We start from the raw sequence: 21984 nt of genomic DNA on the forward strand, positions 1-21984 counted from the left end.
GCGACGGACGGCTCCGGAGAACAGGCGCTCGCGCCGGGGGTTCGGGCGGGGCGCCGGGGGCGCTACTGGCGGGCGGGGCGCTCAGTAGAGGGGGTGGGACTTCTCTTCCATCAGGCGGGAATGGAGGAGGAGGTTGATCTCCCGTTTCAGGGCGGCGCGGCGGTCGTTCAGGCGGTAGACCGAGCGGGCGAGCGCCACGAAGCCGGGGCCGAAGTCGTGGCGCGACTCGCAGGCCCGCAGGTCGTCCTCGACGCTCCACAGATCCTCGTTGACTGCGCGCAGGGCGTCGGTCAGCTCGTCGAGTTCGGCCGGCGCGGGCAGGGAGGCGTCGCGGGCGGCGACCAGAAGCTCGAGCTCGGTGGTCACGTTGAAGCGGCGCGAGGGGTCCGAGAGACGCTGGGCCTTGATCTCGAGGATGGTGATCTTGTCGATCAGCTCGCCGGGCGAGACCTCGACCAGCACGGCGGTCTCGCCGATGCGGGGGGAGGGGGCGGTCATGGCCGGGCTCCTTTGCTGGCGGCGAGGGCGGCGAGGCCCTCGGCGACCGTTTGCATGGCCGCGTCCCAGTCGCCGGGACGGGGCTGGCGCACCAGGCGCATCGAGGGGTGCCAGGGCGTGGTCTCGCCCGCATGGCCGTAGAGCCAGAACGGCGAGAAGGCGAGCAGGTTCCACACCGGCCGCCCCAGCGCGCCCGCGAGGTGGGCGACCGCGGTGTCCATGGTGATCACCAGGTCCAGCTCGCGGATCGTGGCGGCGGCGTCGGCGAAGTCGCGCTCGTCCCCCGCCGCGTCCACGATCAGCGCCGAGGCCGGCGAGCGGCGAAACCCCTCCAGCAGCGGGCCCTTGTAGAGGCTGAACAGCTGCACGCCCGGGATCCGGGCGAGCGGCAGGAATCGCTCGGGCCCGAAGCTGCGCTTGAAGTTGGCCTTGTAGGTGACCGAGCCCGACCAGCACACGCCCACCCGCAGCATCCCCTCCCACGGCTGCAGCAGCGCGCGCGCGCGGGCGCGGCTGTCGGCGGGCACGCGCAGCCCGGGCGAGGGGGGCAGGCGGGCGGCGTCGCAGCCCAGCAGACCGGGCAGGGCCATCATGTAGGCGGCAAAGTCGGCCTGCGGGCGGGCGGCGCCGATCTCGACCAGCTCGTCGATGCACTCGGCGCCCTCGAACAGGCGCCTGAGGGGCGGCTTCACCGCCAGGATCACCTGGGCCCCGCGGGCCTTCAGCGCCGGCAGGAAGCGGCTCATCAGCAGGGTGTCGCCGAAACCCTGCTCGGGCAGGACCAGGATGCGGCGGCCTTCGAGCGGCTCGCCCGCCCATTCGGGCGCGGGGGACTCGCCCTTGGAGATCTCGCCGATCTCCCAGCGGGCCTCGAAGGCGGCGAAGCCCTGGGCATAGTCGCCGGCCGCCAGCATCGCCATGGCGCGCTGCACGCGCAGCTCGCCGTCGGCGGGGTGCAGGAGCAGGCCGGCCTCGGCGGTCGCCTGCGCCTCCTGCATCCGGCCGAGCGCGCGCAGGGTGACGGCGAGCATCGCGTGGGCGTCGGCGTCGCGCGGGCGGCGGCGCAGGACCTCGCGCCGGATCTCGAGCGCCTCGTCCAGCAGGTCGGCGTCGTGCAGGGCGTTGCCGAGGTTGTTGAGGATGGCCGCGTCCTCGGGCGCCAGGGCCTGGGCGCGGCGCTGGCAGGCGGCGGCGGCCTGGTGCTCGCCCCGCCGGCGGAGCAGGGCGCCGAGGTTGGTCCAGATCCCCGAATCCCGGGGCCGCCGCTGCAGGTAGGCGCGGTAGGCGAGGAACGCCTCCTCGAGCCGCCCGGCGCGCTGGGCCTCGATGCCCTGCTCGCGAAGCTCGCCCAGCGTGCGCCGCGCCGCGCCCACGCCCCCGGGGCGCGCGCCGACCCTGGCCTGCTCGCCGCTCTGGCTCATTCGCCACTCCCTTCGACCATCCGCTCCCGCACGTCGGCCTTCGCGGCTCCATGACGCAGGCCCGCCCTGCGACTGTCAACAGCGGCCGCCGTCCTTTGGGCGCCGTCCTTCGGGCGCCCGCGCGGCGGCGCTTCAAATGCCTGCGGCGGCACGCTAGAAGGTCAGGTCCCAGCCCTCCCGCCGCCGAGAGGACCGCCCATGACCGACGCCGGAAACGACCGCAAGACCGACGCCGAGGACGATCCGCGCGAAGCGGGACCCCGAGGCGCCGGCGACGAGGCGGTCGACGCGTCCGGCGAAGGCCAGGGAACCGACGCCCGCGGGGCCGGGGACGCAGGCAAGACGCCCGGTGCGGCCGGGGACGCCCCGCCCGCAGAAGACCCGCCCGCAGACGACCCGCCCGCCGAGGATCCGCCCGCCTCCGAGAGCTGGGAGGACGAGTGGTCGCTCGACCCCTCGCTGCCCGCCCGTGCGGCGGCCGCGGCGGCCGAGCGCGACCACCACGGCCTCAAGCGCCTGGTCGAGGACCTGCACGCCGCCGACCTCGCGGACCTTCTCGAGCAGCTCGGCCACGACATGCGCGAGGCGGTGGTCCAGGTGCTGGGCGCCGACCTCGACCCCGAGGTGCTGTCCGAGCTCGACGACGACGTGCGCGACGACGTGCTCGCGGCCATGGACCCCGCCCACCTGGCGAGCGCGGCCCGCGAGCTCGACGCCGACGACGTCGTCTACCTGATCGAGGACCTCGACGAGGATCAGCAGCAGAACGTCCTCGACGCGCTGGAGCCGGTGGACCGGACCGCGGTCGAGCAGGCGCTGAACTACCCCGAGTACACCGCCGGGCGCATGATGCGCCGCGATTTCGTGGCCGCGCCGCCGCACTGGACGGTCGGCCAGATGATCGACCACATGCGCGCCCATGACGACCTGCCCGACGCGTTCCACGACGTGGTGCTGGTGGACCCGGCGCTCAAGCCCGTGGGGCTGGTGCCGCTGAGCCGGATCATGGGCTCGGGGCGCGACCGGTCGCTGCAGGACCTCAAGCGCGACCAGATGGAGACGATCGAGGCCGAGGAGCCGCAGGCCGACGTCGCCTACGGCTTCAACCAGTATCACATGGCCTCGGCCCCGGTGGTCGACGAGGCGGGCCGGCTGGTCGGCGTGATCCTGATGGAAGACGCCATGGAGGCGCTCGACGAGGAGGCCGAAGAGGACCTCAAGCGTCTGTCGGGCGTCGGCGACGAGTCGCTCTCGGACAAGGTGTGGGAGATCACCAAGCTGCGCTTCCCGTGGTTGGCGGTGAACCTCGGCACGGCGATCCTCGCCTCGATGGTGATCAGCCAGTTCGACGCGACGATCGAGCAGGTCGTGGCGCTGGCGGTGCTGATGCCCATCGTCGCCTCGATGGGCGGCAACGCGGCGACCCAGACCCTGGCGGTGGCGGTGCGCGCGCTCGCCACCCGCGACCTGACGCCGGCCAACATGCGCCGGCTGGTCACGCGCGAAACCGTGGTGGGCTTCACCAACGGGCTGATCTTCGCGGTGCTGGTCGCGGTGGTCGAACTGGTCTGGTACGGCGATCACAAGCTGGCGGCGGTGATCGGCGTGGCGATGGTGATCAACATGCTCGCCGCCGGTCTGGCGGGGATCCTGATCCCCATCGCGCTGGATCGCGCGGGCGCGGACCCGGCGCTCGCCTCGGGCACCTTCGTGACCACGGTGACCGACGTGGTGGGGTTCTTCAGCTTCCTTGGCCTGGCGGGGATGGTGCTGCTGTAGGGCGCCTTTCAAGACGCCCTGCGGCGCTGTCTGCGCCCCTGCATGCGGGCCCGTGCAAATGGGCCCGTGCGTGTGGACCCGAGCCGGTGGCCGGAACGCAAAAGGAGGGCCCGACCCCTCGGCCGGACCCTCCCCACGCATACGGACCATGCTCCCCCAAAAGGGGGGGGATCATCAGGGAAGCATGTCGTGGTACACGCGGCTCACACGGCCGTCGGCATCCACCGCGACCAGATTCTCGCCCACGGCCAGCCACTCGGGTCCCGCGGGAAGGCGGCTGGCGAGTTTCATCTCCACCGGTTTCGCGTTGGCGCCCGCGGGCAGCGGCTGCCCGACGTCGAGCGCCTGCTGCACCGCCTCGGACGGGCCCGAGCCGCTCGACTGCTCGGCGCCGGGGCCATAGACCTCCTGCACGATCTCGGAGATCCGACGCTCTTCCATGAAGGCCTCGTCGGCGAAATCGACGGTGATCTGGTCCTTGGTCACGCCGTCGGTGACCGAGACGGTGGGCTTGGCGTCATCGGTGGTCTGGGCCGAGGCGGCGATCGGCGCCAGCGCCGGCGCGAGCGACACGGCGCCCACGGTCATCGCCAGCATTGCGAACGAGGCGCTGCGGCGGGTCCGGTTGCGGCGATCAGTGCGGGTCATCTCAGGACTCCTCGAGGGGGCCGGCCGTCGCGCCGATGGCGGCGAGCGGTCCGGTGTTGATCTGGGCGGCCAGAGGGGCCAGCGCCTCCTCCTGCGTCGCGGGGGCGCCGCTCAGCGGGGAGGGCGCGGGTTCGCCGTCGCCCTCGGCGATCTCGGGATCGGCGCTCATCGCGTCGCCGCCGAAGCTGACGGTCTCGCCGGCGTCGGCCTTCGCCGGCCAGTCGAGCGCGGAGCCGGGGTCCGCCACAGCGGCGCCGGCGAGCAGCATGGCCGAGGCGAGCGTGGCGCCGGTCAACAGATTGGGGATCGTGCGCGGGGTGAGCATGGCCGTCCTCCTGTCGTCTGCGTCATGTCGCCGGACGCGCCTGCGTCGGGATGCCCCGCCCCAGGCCGGCGACATGCCCGGATGGGAGGGGTTGACCTCTTCCCACGGCGGGCTGTCTTGTTCAGCGAGCTAGGTTCGGCCCGCCCTCCCGCCAAGGGCGTTCCCCAAATGACCCAGAAAACGCCCCGATCGGAGGTCGAGATCATGTCGCAAGGACTTCCCGCAAACATAGACGAGGCCGGCGAAATCCTTGGCCGCGTGGGCTATGTGTGCGGCCGCGATCTCGCCACAGTCGTTTTCCTTGCGCTCAAGCTCGGACGGCCGCTGTTCCTCGAGGGCGAGGCGGGCGTGGGCAAGACCGAGATCGCCAAGGCGCTGGCCCTCGCGCTCGGGCGGCGGCTGATCCGGCTGCAGTGCTACGAGGGGCTCGACGCCTCCTCGGCGGTGTACGAGTGGAACTTCGCCGCGCAGATGGTCGCCATCCGCTCGGCCGAGGCGACGGGCTCGGCCGATCGCGAGGCGCTGACCCGCGAGCTCTTCTCGGACGACTTCCTGATCGAGCGCCCCTTGCTCGAGGCGATGCGCCCCCAGCCCGGCGGCGCGCCGGTCCTGCTGATCGACGAGATCGACCGCACCGACGAGCCGTTCGAGGCGTTCCTGCTCGAAGCCCTGTCGGACTTCCAGGTGACGATCCCCGAGATCGGCGCGATCAAGGCCGCCGAGCCGCCGATCGTGATCCTGACCTCGAACCGCACGCGCGAGGTGCATGACGCGCTCAAGCGCCGCTGCCTCTACCACTGGGTCGACTATCCCAACTTCGAGCGGGAGATGGAGATCCTGGCCGCCAAGGCCCCCGAGGCGCAGGAGAGCCTGAGCCGCGAGGTCGTGGCCTTCGTCCAGCAGCTCCGCCAGGAGGACCTGTTCAAGAAGCCCGGCGTCGCCGAGGCGATCGACTGGGCCAAGTGCCTGGTGGCGCTGGACGCGGTGGCGCTGAGCCCGCAGGTGATCTCGGACACGCTGGGCGCGATCCTGAAATATCAGGACGACATCGCCAGGATGCAGGGCTCGGAGGCCCGCCGCATCCTCGAGAGCGCGCGCAACGCCATGCCCGTGGCCTGAGCCGATGGCCCTGATCACCGGCATCGATCACCTGGTCCTGACCGTGCGCGACATCGAGGCGGCGGTCGACTTCTACGCCCGCGCCCTGGGGCTCGAGGCGGTGACCTTCGCGGGCGGCCGGCGCGCTCTGCAGGTCGGGGAGCAGAAGATCAACCTCCAGACGCTGGGGCAGGAGGTGCGCAACCACGCCTGCATCGGCTCGGGCGACGTCTGCCTGCTGACGCAGACGCCGCTGGCCGAGGTCATTGCGCGTCTCGAGGCCGAGAGCATCGCCGTGGTCGAGGGGCCGGTGCGCAAGACCGGCGCCCGCGGCCCGTTCCTGTCGGTCTATTTCAACGACCCTGACGGCAACCTCATCGAGGTCTCGACCTACGCCGAGGCGCCCTGAATGCAGCCCGCGCCGCTCGATATCCCCGAGGACGGCAAGCTTGCCGCCAACATCGTCCATTTCGCCCGCGCCCTGCGCAAGGCGGGGCTCTCGGTCGGTCCCGGCCGGGTGACGGACGCGATCCGCGCGGTCGAGGCGGCGGGGTTCTCGGACAAGGCGGATTTCTACTGGACGCTGCACGCCTGCTTCGTCTCCCGCCCCGAGCATCGGCAGGTCTTCGCCCAGACCTTCCGCCTGTTCTGGCGGGACCCGGAGTTCCTCGAGAAGATGATGAAGATGCTCTCGCCCCTGGTGCAGAGCATGGAGACGCCCCCCGCCCCCAAGGACGCCGAGCGCCGCGCCGCCGAGGCCCTGCTGGCCGAGGCCGATCCCCCCCCGCCCCCTGAATCCGAGGAGGAGGGCGAGGAGATCGAGTTCGACGCGACCCTCACCTTCTCGACCGACGAGAAGCTCAAGCAGACCGATTTCGAGCAGATGACCGCGGCCGAGCAGCTGGCCGCCAAGCGCGCCATCGCCCGCCTGACGCTGCCGGTCAAGCCCATCGCCTCGCGACGGACGCGGCCCTCGGCCTCGGGCAAGCGGCCGGACTGGCGGGGGACGATGCGGGCGGCGATGCGCCAGGGGGGCGACGTCTCGGCGTTCCGGACCAAGGCGCGGGCGGTGCGCTGGCCGAACCTGGTGGCGCTGTGCGACATCTCCGGTTCGATGAGCAGCTATTCCAGGATGCTGCTGCATTTTCTCCATGCGGCGGCGAACGAGAAGGGCGCCGGCTGGGCCAAGGTGCATGCCTTCACCTTCGGCACCCGGCTGACCAACGTCACCCGCCACCTGATGCAGCGCGACGCGGACGCCGCGCTCGCCGCCTGCGGGCGCGAGGCGCAGGACTGGGAGGGCGGCACCCGCATCGGCGAGTGCCTCAAGACCTTCAACCGCGACTGGTCCCGCCGGGTTCTGGGCCAGGGCGCGGTGGTGATCCTGATCACCGACGGGCTCGACCGCGACGACCCCACGCGCCTGGCCGCCGAGGCCGAGCGCCTGCACCTGTCCTCGCGCAAGCTGATCTGGCTGAACCCGCTGCTGCGCTGGGACGGCTTCGCGCCGCGCGCGGGCGGGGTGAAGGCGCTGCTGCCCCACGTGGACAGCTTCCGCGCCTCGCACAACATCGACAGCCTGCAGGACCTCTCGGACGCGCTCGCCCGCCCGGACGACCACGGCGAGAAGGACCGGCTGATGCGGATGCTGGAGTAGGGCGCATTTCAATGCGCCCTCCGGGCCGAGCCCAGCGCCCGCGATGACCGCCGCGGCGCATTGAAATGCGCCCTACGCCTGCGTCAGAGCGAACGGCCGCGCGCGGAGACCTGGATCAACCGCTCGACCGCGTCGCCGCGGATCCCCACCAGCCAGTCGTGCAGGTTGACCGTCGGGTCGCAGTGGCCGGGTGTCATCCGCAGCCGGTCGCCGAGGCGCAGGATGTCGTCGGGGTCGGCCACCTTCGCATGCTCGTCGGCGCAGCCCAGCACCTCGAGGCCGGTGTTGCCGGGGTCGGGCTCGAGGATGCGGGGGGCGCCGCTCTCCATCGACTGGGACTTCAGGCCGGCGTCGCACATCGCGACGCCCGGGCGGGCCTTGGACATCACCGTGGTCAGCAGGAACAGGGCGTTGGCGAACTCGCCCAGCGCCTGGCCGGGGGCGGCGTCGTCGCGCTGGTAGTCGGCGTCCATGAACACGTAGCTGCCGCACTGCACCTCGGTCCAGGGGCCGGCGGCCTCGAACTCCCAGCTTCCGGTGCCGCCGCCGGTGATCCAGGGGCAGGCGAGGCCGGCGCGCTCGAGGTGGTCGAGCGTCAGGCGCACCCGCTCGGCCGCGGCCTCGATCTTCGCGCGCCGCGCGGTCGGCGCGCGGATGTGCTGGGCGACGCCGCAATAGGCCTGCATCCCGGCAAAACGCAGGCCGGGAGCGGCGTCGATGGCCTTTGCGATCGCGGCGGCCGGGGCGCCGGGCTCGGCCCCGCAGGCGGCGGAACCGGCGTCGATCTCGACCAGCATCGCGAGCTCCACCTCCGCCTCGCGCGCGGCGGCGCTCCATCCCGGGATCATGGCGAGGTCGTCGGCGATCACCGTGATCCGCGCCTGGCGGGCGAGGCGCGCGGCGCGGGCCATCTTGCGCGGGTCGACGATGTCGTTGGTCAGCAGCACGTCGGGCACGCCGCCGCGGACCATCGCCTCGGCTTCGGCGACCTTCTGGCAGCAGACCCCCGCGGCGCCGGCCGCGATCTGCATGCGCGCGATCTCGGCGGAGCGGTGAGACTTGGCGTGGGGCCGCAGGGCGACGCCGGCGGCGGCGGCGCGGGCGGCCATCAGGGCGATGTTGGCCTCGGCCAGATCCAGGTCCAGCAGCAGGGCGGGGGTCTCGATCTGCGCCAGCGTCATGCCGGGCAGGGCGGGCACGTCGTAGCCGGGCTCGAGCCCCGGCTCGAGGCCGGGCAGGGGTTCGGAGGACATGGCGCAGGCTCCCGGGCGGGCGAGGAAAGTCGCGAGGGAGGATGGCCGCCCCTCGCCCCGCCCGCAAGGCTGTCTCAGCGCCTCATCGCCGCGCGCACCGAGGTCTCGAGCTGGTTGAGGAAGGCCGAGCGGTCGGCCTTCGAGAACGGCCGCGGGCCGCCGGTGACGGCGCCGGTCTCGCGCAGGGTGCTCATCAGCTCCCGCTGGGCCAGCGCCATGCCGATCGAGGCCTGGTCGAAGGTCCGCCCGTTGGGCCGGATCGCCTGGGCGCCGGCCTCGAGACAGCGGGCGGCGAGCGGGATGTCGGCGGTCACGCAGACGTCGCGCGGTCCGATGCGCTCGGCGATCCAGTCGTCGGCGGCGTCGGCGCCGCCGGTGACGAAGACCACGTTGACCATCGGGTCCTGGCTGGGGCGGATGCCGCCGTCCGAGACGACGTGCACGCGCAGCTTGTGACGGGCGGCGACGCGCAGGGTCTCGTCGCGCACGGGGCAGGCGTCGGCGTCGATGTAGATCTCGGTTCGCGTCCGGGGGCGCGGCTCGGGGGGGGCGGGGGCGGTCGGCTCGGTCATGGGGCAGTCCTAGGCCGGCCGCCGCGGGATGGGAAGCCCGATCACGATCCGGAGGGAGGCACTGGCGCGCCTCGTCGTCGGGCGCCACGGTCGTCCGGCCCCGGATTGGCGCGGGGCCGGAGGGGGCGAAGAGATGGGACGGCGCGACGAGGACGGACCGGGTTCGGCACGGGCGCCCGCTTGCCGGCGCTTCCGGGGGCGGGCGCGCGCCTGGGCGCTGGCCGCCTCGCTTGCCGTTGCGGGCTGGGCGGCGCCGGCTGCGGCGGGCGACTGGGTCATGGATCCCGCCGCCAGCCAGCTTTCGGTGACCATCGACGTCGGCGGGCGCCGCATGGCCGGCGTCTTCGAGAGCTGGCGCGCGGACATCGCCTTCGATCCCGCCGCGCCCGAGGCCTGCCGGGTCCGGGTGGAGGTGGACGTCGCGAGCCTGTCGTTCCCCGACGGCATGGCCACCGCCTCGGCCGCCGAGCCGCGCTGGCTGGCCGCGTCCGAGCATCCCGTGGCGGTGTTCGAGGGCGCGGGCTTTCACCGCGACGCGCCTGGCGCCTGGACCGTGCGCGGCGACCTGACCCTGAAGGGCGAGACGCGGCCGCTGGAGCTTCAGGTCTCGATCCTCACGCAGGGCGAGACCGCCGAGGCCGAGGTCTCGGCCGCGCTGCTGCGCACCGACTACGCCGTGGGCGAGCCGGCCGAGGAGATGGTGGGCCTCGCCGTGACCCTCGAGGCGAGCGTGACGGCCAGGCGTCTGGACTAGGCCCCCGATCCGCACGCGGAACGCCGACGTCCCGCGAAATGACTGCGCCCCGGCCATCGGCCGGGGCGCGCGTCGTTTTCAGCGGTCCGCCCTGCGCGCCCGCGGGCGCCCCGGCAGCCGTCAGAGGCGGCCGTCCACGAAGCGCGGCAGCACCTCCTTGGCCGGGCGCAGGAACTCGATCAGGCGGGCCTCGGCGGTCGCCTCGTCCTCGCGCGGCAGGATCGGGGTGGTCAGGCGCACCAGGGCGCCGTCGGTGCGGCCCTCGGCGATGCCGTTGACCACCAGCATGGCCTTGGCCATGTAGTCCGAGGCGATGCGCCGGCCCGACTGGTCGAACCAGTAGTAGACCAGCAGCTGCGACTGCCCCTTGATGATCACCGCCCGGTTGACGTTGAAGCTGGCCTCGGTCCCGAGCTGCGGAGCGAGGTCGACGGTGCGGATCGAGTGCATCTCCCAGCCGCCGCCGGGCAGGCAGACCTCGGGGGAGTGGATGCCGCCCTTGGTCTGGTCGTGATACCAGGCCGAGAAGAACTCCACCGGCGCCGCCACGTCGGGGCGGGCATAGCTCAGGCCGATGTAGTCGTCCGCGCCCAGCACCCGCTCGGTGTTCTCGTCGAGGCGGGGGATCTGGCGGACCACCTCCCACTCGCCGATCTCGCGCGGCATGGCGGAATAGGGCTGGCGGTCGGTCGCGGGCAGGTCCCGCGGCGGGGCCAGCCACCAGGCGGCGGCGAGCACGACGCACAGCGTGGCGGCCGCGATCATCGCCGGCGAGGCGCGGGTGAAGCGCACGCGGGCGAGCTCTGGCATGATGCCGTTGAGGTCGAGGTCCAGCGCCTCGGACAGGCTCATCCGCGGGGCGGGCTGCAGGCGCAGCATCAGCATCGCGAGGCCGAACAGGATGCCGATGCAGCCCAGGAAGACGACCCAGCCCTCCATCAGGTGGCCGAAGCCCTCGGCCGCCTCGATCCCCCAGGCGTTCACCAGCTCGCCCACCAGCGCGATGCGGAAGCTGTTCATCAGCACCGCGATCGGCACGGCCGAGAGCAGCAGCACCGCCTTGTGCCAGGTCGGCCCACGGTAGAGCACCGCGAAGATGTAGGAGAACGACATGATCGGGAACAGGTAGCGCAGGCCCGAGCAGGCCTCGGCCACGTGCAGCTTGTAGACGCCGAGATCGATGATGTTCCCCTCGAGGAACACCGGCGTGCCCATCATCTGCAGCGCCCAGACCCCGATGTCGGAGGAGATGAACTGCAGCGTCGTGGTGGCCTTGTAGTAGATCAGGCCCGGCAGCGGCAGCATGAAGCACAGGTGCAGGACCGGCGGCCACAGCTGCTTGCCGTTCTTCCAGCCGAAGCTGACCAGCAGCATCCCGTAGACCCACACGATCATCGCGTAGGCCGAGACGTCGCCGATGTGGCTCAGCAGGGCGAGCAGGCCCAGCAGCAGCGACAGCCCCACCACGACGAGGCCCGGCCAGCGGTCCGAGATCGGGCCCGGGTTCACCGGCACGTCCTTGAGCTGGCGCAGCAGCAGGAACGAGGACAGCAGCGGGATCAGCGGCCCGTGGCTGTACTCGGCCAGCTGCCAGGCCTCGCCCAGAACCATCAGGCCGGGCAGGAAGAACAGCGCCGCCCCGACCACCGCAATGGCCAGCCAGAAGATGCCGAAGGGGTTCCAGGTTGCGCCCCAGTCGCTCGCGATCGCCTTGGTCATACCCACCACGTCTCTGGTCCCCGATCCGCGAACGCCGTGCGCGCGATCGAGGCGAAAAAATGAACGGTCCGCGCGTTCGATAACATGAACCGGCCCCCTCGTCATGCCGGGTTTCGCCGGGCCTCACGCGCGCGAGACCCGGACGCGAGCCGCAGGCGGCAGCGGCCATGGCGCCGGGGCCGCGGCGGCGCGGCGTGCGGGGGCGCGCCCTCGGGCCCTCAGGCCAGGTCGCGAGCCATGTCGCGGAATGCGGCGGAACGGGCGATCAGCGTCTCGAAGTCGCCGCGGGCGGCGACGCGGCCGTTCTCGAGCAGGAAGATCTCGTCGCAGCCGCGCACCGTGGTCAGCCGGTGGGCGACCATGATCACCGTGCGCCCGGCGCCGGCGGCCTCGATCCCCTCCATCACCTGGCGCTCGGTGACCGTGTCCAGCGCCGAGGTCGCCTCGTCGAGAATCAGCAGCGACGGATCGCGATAGAGCGCGCGCGCGATCCCCACCCGCTGCCGCTGCCCGCCCGAGAGGCGCACCCCCCGGTCCCCGACCAGCGTGTCGTAGCCCTGGGCGAGCTCTTCGGTCACGAAGTCGTGCAGGGCGGCCTGGCGGGCGGCGCGCTCGACCGCGGCGCGGTCGACCTCGTCGCGAAGGTCGCCGAAGGCGATGTTTTCGGCCACCGAGGCGTCGGTCAGGAAGATGTGCTGGGGGACATAGCCCAGCGTGCGCCGCCAGCCGCGCCGGTCCTGGGGACTGCGCAGCGGGCGGCCGTCGGCCAGGATCTCGCCCGCGTCGGGCGCGAGCAGCCCCAGCACCAGGTCCATCGCCGTGGTCTTGCCCGCGCCGGTGCCGCCCACGATCCCCACCCGGGTGCCCGCGCGCACCTCGAGATCCAGCCCGTCGAGCGCCGGCCGATCCGCGCCGGGGTAGGCGTAGCGCACGCCGCGCAGCTCCAGCGCGCGGGTCAGGGGCGGGCTGGGCGCGGCCTCCAGCGATTCGGGCGCCGAGGCGGTCAGCTCGGCATGGATCGAATCGAGCGCCTGCCGGCGCGAGCGGATCGAGCTGAGCCCCGCGTAGATCGCCTGCATCGAGGGCGCCATCCGCGCCCCCGCCAGCGCGTAGACCCCCGCCGTGGGCAGGATCGCCGCATAGCCCCCCGTCGCCGGATCCGCGGCGGCGGCGAGCGTCAGCACCACCGCGATCATCGCGATCACCGCGATCCCCTCCAGGAAATGCCGCGGCGCCTGGCTGAGCACCGTTTCCGAGGCCAGCGCCCGGGCGCCGCGCAGCGAGGGGCGGGCGATGCGGCGGACCATCGCCTCCTCGAGGCCCAGCGTCTTGACCTCCTTGATGCCGGTCATGCTCTCCAGCGCAAGGCGGAAGCGTTCGGACATCGTCTCGAAGCGGATCGCGCCCATCTCGCGGATCCGGGGGCGCAAGGCGAGGTAGACCAGGCCGTAGCCGCCCCCCACCACGCCGAACATGATCGCGGCCGCCGTCGGGCTGACCATCACCATCAGCGCCAGCATCGCCAGCGCGATGCAGGCGTTGGCGATCACCTCCAGCACCTGGGTCAGGACGCCATGGACCATCACGTCGACCTCGATCAGCGCGGTCTTCACGAGGTCCGAGCTGTGGCGATTGAGAAACCAGGCGTAGGGCTGGCGCAGGTAACGCGCCATCACCTTCAGGCCGATGGTGTGCACCCGCAGGGCCGCAAAGCGGCGCAGCATGAAGATGGTCGCGACCCGCACGGCGATCGCGCCGGCGTAGCACAGGCCGACCAGCGCCCCGAGCAATGCCAGCGAGGGCCGCTCTCCGGCCAGTCCCAGCGCCCGCAACGCCTCGCCGACGCGCCCGGCGCCGTCGGCCGCCTCGGGCGAGGCCAGCACCGCCAGGAACGGGATCACCGAGGCGACGCCGACCAGGTTGGCAAATCCCGCCAGGATCGACAGCCCCAGCACGGCCCAGAAGGTCCGCCGCTCGCCGGGGTCGAGCAGGTCCATCAGCTTGCGGACGATGTCGATCATGGGGCTCCCTCGAGGCGCCGCGGCGAGGATCGGCCTGCGGGGGGGCGCCCGGCGGCCCCTCCGGCGCGACCGCGCTGGGGTCGGGGCGCGAGGATAGGGGGCCGCGCAGCGCGCGGCCAGCCCCGCGGCCGCGCCCCGGGGGGACGCGCCGCCGCAGGAAACCGGCGCCCCTTGCCACGTCGAAGCCGGAGGCCGGGGCGGCGCCGGGCGCGCGGCCCGATCCCGCGATCCTCTCACATGGCCGCGCCGCCGTCGGTCCGAACGCGCCGGCAACCCGGCGCCGCGCCCGCCCCGCGCCGCGGGCGAGCGCTGCGAACGGGCGCGAGGCCCGACGCGGCGCTTCCCCGGTCCGCTCCGGGCGCAGCCCGGGGCGGTCGCTCAGCCCAGGCCGAGCCGGGTGCGGTTCTCGGGCTCGCGCAGCATGAAGTCGGTCCCGTCGAACGCGCGGGCCGCCTCGGTGCACAGGAAGGCGATGGCCTTGGCCGGCCAGTCGGCGGGGATGTGGTCGTCCCAGCTCATCTGGCTGACCGGGTTGATCCCGCTCTTGCCGATCACCCGCTGCATGTCGGTGGCCACCGTGCCCGGGCTCAGCCCCACCACCCGCACGCCCTTGGGCCCGCTCTCGGCATGGGCCGCGCGGGTCAGCATCAGCGCGGCCGCCTTGGCCGAGCAATAGTGGCTCCACCCCTCCAGCGGGCTGTAGGCCGCGCCCGACGAGACGTTGACGATCACCCCCGCGCCCTGCGCCTCCATCACCGGAATCGCCGCGCGCAGCCCGTGGTAGACGCCCAGCGCGTTGATCGAGAAAGCCTGCGCCCAGGCCTCGGGCTCGGACTCGGCCAGGCGCGAGATCGGCTCGATCACGCCCGCGTTGTTGACCATCACGTCGAGCGCCCCGAAGGCGTCGCGGGTCGCGGAGACCACCGCCGAGACGTCAGACCAGCTCGTCACGTCGCAGGAGAACGCCATCGCCTCCCCGCCCGCGGCGCGGATCGCCTCGGCCCCCGCCTCGCAGGCGGCCAGATCGCGCGCGGCCAGCGCCACGCGCATCCCGCGCGCGCCAAGCTCGGCCGCCGCCGCGGCGCCGATGCCGCGGCTGGCGCCGGTGATCAGGACGGATTTTCCGGAAAGCTCGGACATGGGACCTCACTTTGAACGAACGGCCCCGGCGCTGGGCCGGGGCGGGAAGAAACGGCCCCGGCGCGAGGCCGGGGCGGGAAGGCTCGGGCGCCGGAGGGCCTGCGCTCAGTCGCGCTCCACCTTCAGGCCGTTGAGCACGAAGTCGAGGTACTGGCGCCCCACTTCCTGCGCGCTCATCGGCCCGTCGGCCTTGTGCCAGCGCGGCAGGCCCGACAGGCCCGCCAGGATCAGCCGCGAGACCAGGCCCGCGTCGCGCTCGCGCAGCACGCCGCGCGCGATCCCCTCCTTGACCGCGTCGCGCAGGATCTTCTCGTAGGCGTCGCGCTGGGCCACGATCCGCACCCGGTTCTGGGCGTTCTCGAAGCTCCAGAACGTGTTCGAGGACGAGATCCACCCCGTGCGGTCGCTGTCGATCCGCGTGGCCGAGGCCTCGACGAAGGCCTCGATCCGCTTGATCGGGTCGTCGCCGGCCGCGGCCACATGCTCGCCCACGTCGGCGATCAGGGATTCCATCCGCGACATCACCACGATCTCGAAGATCTGCTCCTTGTCGGGGAAGTGATAGTAGAGCGCGGCCTTGGTCAGGCCGGCGCGCTCGGCTATATCCCTCAGCGAGGCGCCGTCGTATCCCTTGGTGGCGAAGATGTCGGCCGCGATGGCGATGATCTCCTCGCGCCGGATCGAGGCTTTCTTCCGCGCGCCGCGCGCGGCCGGATCGTCCTCGGGCTCGCCGCCGGAGGTCACGCCGTCGGCGGGCGCGCGGCAGGGACGGAGCGGCGGCTCGCGAAACGGGTGCATGGGCGGACTCCCCTCAACCTTGCCGCCGGTCGGCGGCGGCAGACAGAGCATTGCCGCTAACCGGCCGGCTTGTCAAAAAGGACGCGACGGGAGCGGCGGAAAGATCGCCCCGCGAAACGATCTCAGGGAGGATGGCGCATGCGTTGCGCAGTGCTGGACGATTACCAGGGCGTGGCCCTGTCGTTTGCCGATTGGGCGCCTCTCGCCGGACGGGTCGAGCCGGTGGTCTTCCGCGAGCCCTTCGCCGACGAGGACGCGGCCGCCAGAGCCCTGGCGGGCTTCGAGATCGTGGTGGCGATGCGCGAGCGCACGGCCTTCCCCGAAAGCCTGCTCGCGCGCCTGCCGGATCTGCGCCTGCTGGTCACCACCGGCATGCGCAACGCCGCCATCGACGTGCCCGCCGCCCGCGCCCGCGGCGTCACGGTCTGCGGCACGCGGGGCGACAAGAACTCGACCGTCGAGATCGCCTGGGGCCTGATCCTGAACCTGATGCGCCGGGTCTCGGCCGAATCCCAGCGCTTCCGGCAGGGGCTGTGGCAGGGGCCCGTCGGCACGCGGCTGGCCGGCCGTCGCCTGGGCCTGCTGGGCCTGGGCGAGCTTGGCGGCCGCGTCGCCCGCGTCGCCCAGGCCTTCGAGATGGAGGTCGAGGCCTGGTCTCCCAACCTCACCGCCGCCCGCTGCGCCGAGCTGGGCGTGACCCTCGCCGAAAGCAAGCTGGCGCTGTTCAGGCGGGCCGACGTGATCTCGATCCACCTGGTGCTGTCGGCGCGCAGCCGCGGCAGCGTGGGCGAGGCGGAGCTGCGGGCGATGAAGCCCTCGGCCTATCTCGTGAACACCTCCCGCGCGCCGCTGGTCGAGCGCGGGGCGCTCGAGCGGGCGCTGCAGGAGGGATGGATCGCGGGCGCCGGCCTCGACGTCTACGACGCCGAGCCGCCCGAGTGCGACGACCTGTTCCGCCGCCTGCCCAACGTCATCGGCACGCCGCACATCGGCTATGTCTCGGACGTGGTCTACCGGCTGTTCTACGGCGAGGCGGTCGAGGACATCGCCGCCTGGCTCGACGGCGCCCCGGTGCGCGAGGTCGAATAGGGGCCCCGCCTTCAGCCCAGCGCGGCGTAGAGCATCCGCGCGGCGGTGATCGCCAGGAACAGGGCGAACAGGCGTTTCAGCAGCGCCTGGTCGACCCGGTGGGCGAGGTTCGCTCCCAGCGGCGCGCAGAACCAGGTCGCCGGCACGATCAGCAGGGCCGCGGGAACCGAGACATAGCCCAGCGAGTAAGGCGGCAGACCCTCGGCCCCCCAGCCCGCCCAGATGAAGGCGAGCGTGCCGGGCACCGCGATCAGCAGCCCCATGGCCGAGGCGGTGCCCACCGCCTTGCGGATCGGCACCGAGAACGCCGACTGGATCGGCACCGCCAGCGTGCCCCCGCCGATGCCCATCAGGGACGAGAACAGCCCGACCACCCAGGACAGGAGCCCGTTGGCGATCCGCGATTTCGGCAGCGCGTCGGCCGCCGTCAGGGTCCTGGGGATCGCCATGTTCACCGCCACCGCCAGGGCCACGCAGCCGAACACCAGCCGCAGCGCGTCGCCCGAGGCGAAGCGCGCCACCACGCCCCCCACCAGCGCCCCGATCACGATTCCCGGCCCCCAGCGCTTGAGCAGCTCCACGTCGACCGAGCCGCGCTTGCGGTGCGAGCGGGCCGAGGAGATCGAGGTCGGGATGATCGTGGCGAGCGAAGTCGCCACCGCCAGGTGCTGGGTCACCTCCGGATCGAGCGTCGAGGCCGAGAGCAGCCACGACAGCACCGGCACGATCACGATGCCCCCGCCCACGCCCAGAAGTCCCGCGAGCACCCCCGCGAACACGCCTGTCGCAAGCAGCGATGCCGCCAGCAGGGCCAGGCCCGCCGCGTCGAGTCCGATCATCGGGTGTCTCCTCGGGAAGGGCGGCCCGGCGGGCCGCAGACGCCTCCACGGCTAGGGGATCGGTGCGGATGGGACAAGAGGCGGTGCGACGCGGTTCCGCCTCGTGGAAAGCGCGATACCCGCGAGGGGGGGCTCGCGGTCGGGGGGGGCGGACAGGGTGGGCCCGCCGCCAGAGGCCCCGCGGCGGTGGGCCCGCGGCGCCCCGGCCTCCCCGCCCGCGACGGATCGTCCGCGCGGGTTCGCGCTCGGCAGAGGTCCGGACACTGGCGGAACGCGGCGAAGGCGGACATAAACGCCCTTCGACCCCGCGCCGGGCGGACCCGCGCGCGCCCCGCCCCCCGCCCCGCCCTCGCACAGGCCGCAGGTTCCGCCGACCGCATGCAGTTCGACGACACCGCCTTCTTCTCGATCTGGTACTGGCTGCTGACGGCGGTCTTCTGGTCGATGGGCTCCTACTTCACGCATGGCGTGCCGTGGGACATGCTGCGCCGCGCGCTGCGCGAGGGCGGCGAGGAGGCCGAGGCCTGCGACCGCTACGCCCGGGTGATGATCCTGCGCATCGACGCCTGGCTGAACGCCTGGGGCGCGGCGGCGGGCGCGCTGGCGGGCTTCGCGCTGGCGGCCCTGGCGGTGATGGCGTTCGTGGCGCGCTCGGAACTGGCGCTGGGGCTGCTGATGCTGGCGGCGCCGGCGGCCGGGATGCTCGCGGCCCAGGGCGCCGAGGCGCGGCGCATCGCCCCCCGCCTGCACGAGATCCATGTCGAACCGCTGCTGATCGCCCTTTACCGGCGCCGCGTCGCGAACCGGATGACGGGGATGGCCGCGGTGGTGGTCTCGGTGGCGGTGCTGGGCTATCTGAACCTCGACCGGATCGTGATCCAGGGCGGCTGGTAGGCGCAGGCCCGGCGGCCGCCGGGCGCAATTCGACTGAAATTCCGGCGAACGCGGGCGGATTGACATTGCGCCCCCGGCCCTAACATGGTCCCCGACCGTTCGCCCCCGGCAAGGAGAAGCGTCCGCATGGCCGTCGTCGTCGTCGAGTCCCCGGCCAAGGCCAAGACGATCAACAAGTACCTCGGGAAGGACTACACCGTCCTTGCGAGCTACGGCCACGTGCGCGACCTGCCGCCCAAGGATGGCTCGGTCGATCCCGACAACGGCTTCGAGATGTTGTGGGAGATCGACGCCAAGGCGCAGAAGCACGTCCGCGCCATCGCCGAGGCCCTGGCCAGCGATCCCGCCCTGATCCTCGCCACCGACCCCGACCGCGAGGGCGAGGCGATCAGCTGGCACCTCGAGGAGGCGCTGCGCAAGCGCCGCGCCATCAAGAAGGACACGCCGGTCCGCCGCGTCGCCTTCAACGCCATCACCAAGACCGCGATCGAGGCCGCCATGGCAGCGCCCCGCGCCATCGACATGGAGCTGGTGAACGCCTACCTCGCGCGCCGGGCCCTGGACTATCTGGTGGGGTTCAACCTCTCGCCGGTGCTGTGGCGCAAGCTGCCGGGCTCGCGCTCGGCAGGGCGGGTGCAGTCGGTGGCCCTGCGCCTGATCGTCGACCGCGAGATGGAGATCGAGGCCTTCAAGGCCAAGGAATACTGGTCCGTCCGCGCCATGCTGAAGACCCCGCGCGGGGTCGAGTTCGAGGCCCGCCTGTCGGAGCTGTCGGGCAAGAAGATCGACCGCCAGACGCTCGAGACCGCGACCCGCGCCGAGATGGCGGCCACCGCCATCGGCTCGCGCGGCGCGACGCTGTTCGTGGATTCGGTCGAAGCCAAGCCCGCCACCCGCAATCCCAGCCCGCCGTTCATGACCTCGACCCTCCAGCAGGAGGCGAGCCGCAAGTTCGGGATGGGCGCCCAGCAGGCGATGCGCGCGGCGCAGCGCCTCTACGAGGCCGGCCACATCACCTACATGCGGACCGACGGCATCGACATGGCGCCCGAGGCCGTGCGCGCGGCCCGCGACGCCATCGGCGACCGTTTCGGCAAGGCCTATGTCCCGGAAAAGCCCCGGTTCTACAAGAACAAGGCCAAGAACGCCCAGGAAGCGCACGAGTGCATCCGCCCCACCGACATGACCCGCGACGCCGGCAAGCTGGACGCAGGGATGGGCGGGGACGAGCGTCGTCTCTACGACCTGATCTGGAAGCGCACGCTCGCCTCCCAGATGGAGGGCGCGCGGCTTGAGCGCACCACCGCCGAGATCCGCTCCAAGGACCGCGAGGTCGCGCTCCGCGCCACCGGCCAGGTGGTGAAGTTCGACGGCTTCCTGCGCGTCTACGAGGAAGGCCGCGACGAGCCCCAGGACGACGAGGACGGCCGGCTTCCCGCGCTGTCGCAGGGCGAGGCCACCCCGCTGGCCGCGAGGGCCCTGGCCGAGGCGTTCGAAAAGGCCCGCGGCGAGGCGAAGGCCGAAACCGCCGAGACCCTGGTGCGCGCCGAGAACGCGATGCTGGCCGGCGACGGCGCGGTGCTGGCTCAGCAGCACTTCACCCAGCCCCCGCCCCGCTACACCGAGGCGACGCTGGTCAAGCGGATGGAGGAGCTCGGGATCGGGCGCCCCTCGACCTACGCCTCGATCATCGGCACGATCCAGGACCGCGAATACGTCCGCAAGGACAAGAACCGCCTGATCCCCGAGGACAAGGGCCGGCTGGTGACCGTGTTCCTGTCGCGGTACTTCGCCAAATACGTCTCCTACGACTTCACCGCCAAGCTCGAGGAGGACCTCGACGTCGTCTCCGACGGCGGGATGGACTGGAAGACGCTGCTCGGCGACTTCTGGCGCGACTTCCACGCCGCGGTCGAGGACACCGCCGAGCTGCGCATCACCGAGGTCCTCGAGACCATCAACGAGGCGCTGGCTCCGCACCTGTTCCCCGACAAGGGCGACGGCTCCGACCCGCGCCTCTGCCCCAACTGCGGCAAGGGCCGGCTGTCCCTGCGCACCGCCCGATCGGGGGGCGCCTTCATCGGCTGCTCCGAATACCCCGAGTGTCGCTACACCCGTCCGATGGGCGGGGGCGAGGAGGGCGAGGGCGCCATCGGTCCCGACGGCAAGCTGCTGGGCCATGACGACGAGGGCCAGCCCGTTACCCTGCGCTCGGGCCGCTTCGGCCCCTACGTGCAGCTTGGCGAGCTGACCGAGGAGAACCCCAAGCCCAAGCGCTCGTCGCTGCCCAAGGGCCTGTCGCTGGAAGACGTGGACCTCAAGAAGGCGCTCGACCTGCTGTCGCTGCCGCGCCTGGTGGGCGAGCATCCCGAGGGCGGCGAGATCAAGGCCGGCCTCGGCCGCTTCGGCCCCTTCGTGGTGCACCAGCCGCCGAAGGCCGAGGGCGAGAAGAAGCTGCCCAAGCCCGTCTACGCCAACCTCAAGGACCCGGCGGAGGTGTTCGAGGTCGGCATCAACCGCGCCGTGGACCTGATCGCCCAGAAGCTCTCGCGCGGGGGCCGCGGCGCCGGCGCCACGCCCCTCAAGGAGCTCGGCGAGCATCCCGAGGGCGGCGCGATCTCGGTCTTCCCCGGCCGCTACGGGCCATACGTGAAGTGGGAGAAGGTCAACGCCACGCTCCCCAAGGACGCCACGCCCGAGGCGGTGACGCTCGAGGAGGCGCTGGAGCTGATCAACGCCAAGGCGGCCAAGACCGGCAAGGGCAAGAAGGCCGCGCCGAAGAAGGCCGCCGCCAAGAAACCCGCGGCGAAGAAGGCTCCGGCGAAGAAAGCCCCGGCAAAGACCGCCAAGGCCGAGGGCGACGAGACGGCTCCGGCGAAGAAAGCCCCTGCGAAGACGCCGGCCGCGAAGAAGGCCCCCGCCAAGTCCGCCGCGAAGAAGACCGCCGCCAAGGACGCCCCCACCGGCGATCCCGAGGTCGACGACGTCTTCGACGGGGACGGCAAGGCGTGATCCCCGGCGCGTCCCCCCGGGGCCGCGCCCCGCAGCGCAGGGCGCCCCGCGCGCCGGTCTACGCCACGTCTGACCGCGCGCCTGTTTGCGCTACGTCCGACCGCGCGCCTGTTGGCGCGACGTCCGACCGCGCGCCGGTTTGCGCGACGTCTGACCGCGCGCCTGCTCGCGCGACGGTCGACCGCGCGGCCGTGTCCCGGGCTTGACCCGGGACCGCCTCCGCCGGTCGCCGGTCCCGCGCCGGCGCCTCTGGGGAGGCCTGCTCGGCCTCGTGCTGCTCGCCTCGCCCTCGCTCGCGGCCTCTCTGCCCGAGGGGGTCGAGCGCATCGGCCTTTCGGTCGACGGCCTCCCCCGCCAGGCCCTGATCGAGCCGCCCGAGGATTTCGAGCCGGGGCAGGGCGCGCCCCTCCCCACCCTCGTGCTGCTTCATGACATGGGCCAGTCCGCGCGCGAGGTCCGCGCGCTCG

Annotated in this window: 20 protein-coding genes; 9 read left to right on the forward strand and 11 right to left on the reverse strand. The window is 72.6% G+C overall.

Features of this window, described 5'->3' with window-relative positions:
- Positions 1-81 precede the first annotated feature (81 nt).
- Both AAC134_RS20370 and AAC134_RS20375 read right to left on the reverse strand, forming a co-directional pair.
- Complete coding sequence (locus AAC134_RS20370; protein ID WP_339950984.1) at positions 82-498, reverse strand: DUF6165 family protein; 417 nt, start codon at positions 496-498, stop codon at positions 82-84.
- Positions 495-1919, reverse strand: a complete 1425-nt coding sequence (locus tag AAC134_RS20375) for a glycosyltransferase family 9 protein (protein WP_339950986.1) — start codon at positions 1917-1919, stop codon at positions 495-497. Before AAC134_RS20375 ends, AAC134_RS20370 begins: the two co-directional genes overlap by 4 nt.
- Positions 1920-2117: 198 nt before the next feature.
- Here AAC134_RS20375 and mgtE point away from each other — a divergent pair, with 198 nt between their 5' ends.
- Positions 2118-3698 carry a magnesium transporter gene (mgtE, locus tag AAC134_RS20380; protein WP_339950988.1) on the forward strand — a complete coding sequence of 527 codons (1581 nt, stop codon included), beginning with the start codon at positions 2118-2120 and terminating at the stop codon, positions 3696-3698.
- A 174-nt stretch (positions 3699-3872) separates the two neighbouring features.
- Here the strand turns inward: mgtE and AAC134_RS20385 are convergent, their stop codons facing one another.
- Positions 3873-4346, reverse strand: a complete 474-nt coding sequence (locus tag AAC134_RS20385; protein ID WP_339950990.1) for a hypothetical protein — start codon at positions 4344-4346, stop codon at positions 3873-3875.
- Position 4347: 1 nt separating this feature from the next.
- Positions 4348-4671, reverse strand: a complete 324-nt coding sequence (locus tag AAC134_RS20390; protein ID WP_339950992.1) for a hypothetical protein — start codon at positions 4669-4671, stop codon at positions 4348-4350.
- 204 nt (positions 4672-4875) lie between these two features.
- Between AAC134_RS20390 and AAC134_RS20395 the strand changes: the two genes are divergently transcribed.
- Genes AAC134_RS20395 through AAC134_RS20405 form a run of 3 tightly spaced genes read left to right on the forward strand, consistent with a single transcriptional unit; the run spans position 4876 to position 7426 of the window.
- Positions 4876-5790 (forward strand): MoxR family ATPase, encoded by a 915-nt coding sequence (locus AAC134_RS20395; RefSeq protein ID WP_339950994.1) that lies wholly within the window; start codon positions 4876-4878, stop codon positions 5788-5790.
- 4 nt (positions 5791-5794) lie between these two features.
- A complete protein-coding gene (locus AAC134_RS20400) occupies positions 5795-6178 on the forward strand; it encodes a VOC family protein (RefSeq protein ID WP_339950996.1) in 384 nt (127 codons plus the stop codon).
- Positions 6179-7426 (forward strand): VWA domain-containing protein, encoded by a 1248-nt coding sequence (locus tag AAC134_RS20405; RefSeq protein ID WP_339950998.1) that lies wholly within the window; start codon positions 6179-6181, stop codon positions 7424-7426.
- A gap of 83 nt (positions 7427-7509) precedes the next feature.
- On the opposite strand, the gene AAC134_RS20410 is transcribed toward AAC134_RS20405, so the two are convergent.
- Both AAC134_RS20410 and AAC134_RS20415 read right to left on the reverse strand, forming a co-directional pair.
- Positions 7510-8679 (reverse strand): alanine racemase, encoded by a 1170-nt coding sequence (locus AAC134_RS20410; RefSeq protein ID WP_339951000.1) that lies wholly within the window; start codon positions 8677-8679, stop codon positions 7510-7512.
- A gap of 74 nt (positions 8680-8753) precedes the next feature.
- Entirely contained in the window at positions 8754-9251 is a 498-nt protein-coding gene (locus AAC134_RS20415; RefSeq protein ID WP_339951002.1) for a YaiI/YqxD family protein, read from the reverse strand.
- A gap of 277 nt (positions 9252-9528) precedes the next feature.
- Between AAC134_RS20415 and AAC134_RS20420 the strand changes: the two genes are divergently transcribed.
- Positions 9529-10005 carry a YceI family protein gene (locus tag AAC134_RS20420; protein ID WP_339951004.1) on the forward strand — a complete coding sequence of 159 codons (477 nt, stop codon included), beginning with the start codon at positions 9529-9531 and terminating at the stop codon, positions 10003-10005.
- 120 nt (positions 10006-10125) lie between these two features.
- Here AAC134_RS20420 and xrtD read toward each other — a convergent pair whose 3' ends face one another.
- From xrtD to AAC134_RS20440, 4 genes are all read right to left on the reverse strand, one after another.
- Complete coding sequence (xrtD, locus tag AAC134_RS20425; protein ID WP_339951006.1) at positions 10126-11724, reverse strand: VPLPA-CTERM-specific exosortase XrtD; 1599 nt, start codon at positions 11722-11724, stop codon at positions 10126-10128.
- A 218-nt stretch (positions 11725-11942) separates the two neighbouring features.
- Positions 11943-13745, reverse strand: a complete 1803-nt coding sequence (locus AAC134_RS20430; RefSeq protein ID WP_339951008.1) for an ABC transporter ATP-binding protein — start codon at positions 13743-13745, stop codon at positions 11943-11945.
- Between the two features lie 378 nt (positions 13746-14123).
- Positions 14124-14885 carry an SDR family oxidoreductase gene (locus tag AAC134_RS20435; protein ID WP_339951010.1) on the reverse strand — a complete coding sequence of 254 codons (762 nt, stop codon included), beginning with the start codon at positions 14883-14885 and terminating at the stop codon, positions 14124-14126.
- Positions 14886-14990: 105 nt separating this feature from the next.
- Positions 14991-15683, reverse strand: a complete 693-nt coding sequence (locus AAC134_RS20440; RefSeq protein WP_339951012.1) for a TetR/AcrR family transcriptional regulator — start codon at positions 15681-15683, stop codon at positions 14991-14993.
- A 138-nt stretch (positions 15684-15821) separates the two neighbouring features.
- Here AAC134_RS20440 and AAC134_RS20445 point away from each other — a divergent pair, with 138 nt between their 5' ends.
- Positions 15822-16772 (forward strand): D-2-hydroxyacid dehydrogenase family protein, encoded by a 951-nt coding sequence (locus AAC134_RS20445; protein WP_339951014.1) that lies wholly within the window; start codon positions 15822-15824, stop codon positions 16770-16772.
- An 11-nt stretch (positions 16773-16783) separates the two neighbouring features.
- On the opposite strand, the gene AAC134_RS20450 is transcribed toward AAC134_RS20445, so the two are convergent.
- Complete coding sequence (locus AAC134_RS20450; protein ID WP_339951016.1) at positions 16784-17611, reverse strand: sulfite exporter TauE/SafE family protein; 828 nt, start codon at positions 17609-17611, stop codon at positions 16784-16786.
- 378 nt (positions 17612-17989) lie between these two features.
- Between AAC134_RS20450 and AAC134_RS20455 the strand changes: the two genes are divergently transcribed.
- From AAC134_RS20455 to AAC134_RS20465, 3 genes are all read left to right on the forward strand, one after another.
- Entirely contained in the window at positions 17990-18505 is a 516-nt protein-coding gene (locus AAC134_RS20455) for a hypothetical protein (protein WP_339951018.1), read from the forward strand.
- Between the two features lie 126 nt (positions 18506-18631).
- Complete coding sequence (gene topA / locus AAC134_RS20460) at positions 18632-21517, forward strand: type I DNA topoisomerase (protein ID WP_339951020.1); 2886 nt, start codon at positions 18632-18634, stop codon at positions 21515-21517.
- Between the two features lie 271 nt (positions 21518-21788).
- The coding region (locus AAC134_RS20465) for a hypothetical protein (protein WP_339951022.1) at positions 21789-21984 on the forward strand (196 nt) is incomplete at its 3' end.

It is taken from the genome of uncultured Albimonas sp., assembly GCF_963977235.1.
GTDB lineage: Bacteria > Pseudomonadota > Alphaproteobacteria > Rhodobacterales > Rhodobacteraceae > Albimonas.

Bases quoted from the DNA above. Each gene is read 5' to 3' on its own strand.
- AAC134_RS20405 (WP_339950998.1), top strand. From the start codon at position 6,179: ATGCAGCCCGCGCCGCTCGATATCCCCGAGGACGGCAAGCTTGCCGCC.
- topA (WP_339951020.1), top strand. From the start codon at position 18,632: ATGGCCGTCGTCGTCGTCGAGTCCCCGGCCAAGGCCAAGACGATCAAC.
- AAC134_RS20450 (WP_339951016.1), bottom strand. From the start codon at position 17,611: ATGATCGGACTCGACGCGGCGGGCCTGGCCCTGCTGGCGGCATCGCTG.
- AAC134_RS20455 (WP_339951018.1), top strand. From the start codon at position 17,990: ATGCAGTTCGACGACACCGCCTTCTTCTCGATCTGGTACTGGCTGCTG.
- AAC134_RS20390 (WP_339950992.1), bottom strand. From the start codon at position 4,671: ATGCTCACCCCGCGCACGATCCCCAATCTGTTGACCGGCGCCACGCTC.
- AAC134_RS20400 (WP_339950996.1), top strand. From the start codon at position 5,795: ATGGCCCTGATCACCGGCATCGATCACCTGGTCCTGACCGTGCGCGAC.
- xrtD (WP_339951006.1), bottom strand. From the start codon at position 11,724: ATGACCAAGGCGATCGCGAGCGACTGGGGCGCAACCTGGAACCCCTTC.
- AAC134_RS20430 (WP_339951008.1), bottom strand. From the start codon at position 13,745: ATGATCGACATCGTCCGCAAGCTGATGGACCTGCTCGACCCCGGCGAG.
- AAC134_RS20395 (WP_339950994.1), top strand. From the start codon at position 4,876: ATGTCGCAAGGACTTCCCGCAAACATAGACGAGGCCGGCGAAATCCTT.
- AAC134_RS20435 (WP_339951010.1), bottom strand. From the start codon at position 14,885: ATGTCCGAGCTTTCCGGAAAATCCGTCCTGATCACCGGCGCCAGCCGC.
- AAC134_RS20410 (WP_339951000.1), bottom strand. From the start codon at position 8,679: ATGTCCTCCGAACCCCTGCCCGGCCTCGAGCCGGGGCTCGAGCCCGGC.
- AAC134_RS20370 (WP_339950984.1), bottom strand. From the start codon at position 498: ATGACCGCCCCCTCCCCCCGCATCGGCGAGACCGCCGTGCTGGTCGAG.
- AAC134_RS20375 (WP_339950986.1), bottom strand. From the start codon at position 1,919: ATGAGCCAGAGCGGCGAGCAGGCCAGGGTCGGCGCGCGCCCCGGGGGC.
- AAC134_RS20440 (WP_339951012.1), bottom strand. From the start codon at position 15,683: ATGCACCCGTTTCGCGAGCCGCCGCTCCGTCCCTGCCGCGCGCCCGCC.
- AAC134_RS20445 (WP_339951014.1), top strand. From the start codon at position 15,822: ATGCGTTGCGCAGTGCTGGACGATTACCAGGGCGTGGCCCTGTCGTTT.
- AAC134_RS20415 (WP_339951002.1), bottom strand. From the start codon at position 9,251: ATGACCGAGCCGACCGCCCCCGCCCCCCCCGAGCCGCGCCCCCGGACG.
- AAC134_RS20385 (WP_339950990.1), bottom strand. From the start codon at position 4,346: ATGACCCGCACTGATCGCCGCAACCGGACCCGCCGCAGCGCCTCGTTC.
- AAC134_RS20420 (WP_339951004.1), top strand. From the start codon at position 9,529: ATGGATCCCGCCGCCAGCCAGCTTTCGGTGACCATCGACGTCGGCGGG.
- mgtE (WP_339950988.1), top strand. From the start codon at position 2,118: ATGACCGACGCCGGAAACGACCGCAAGACCGACGCCGAGGACGATCCG.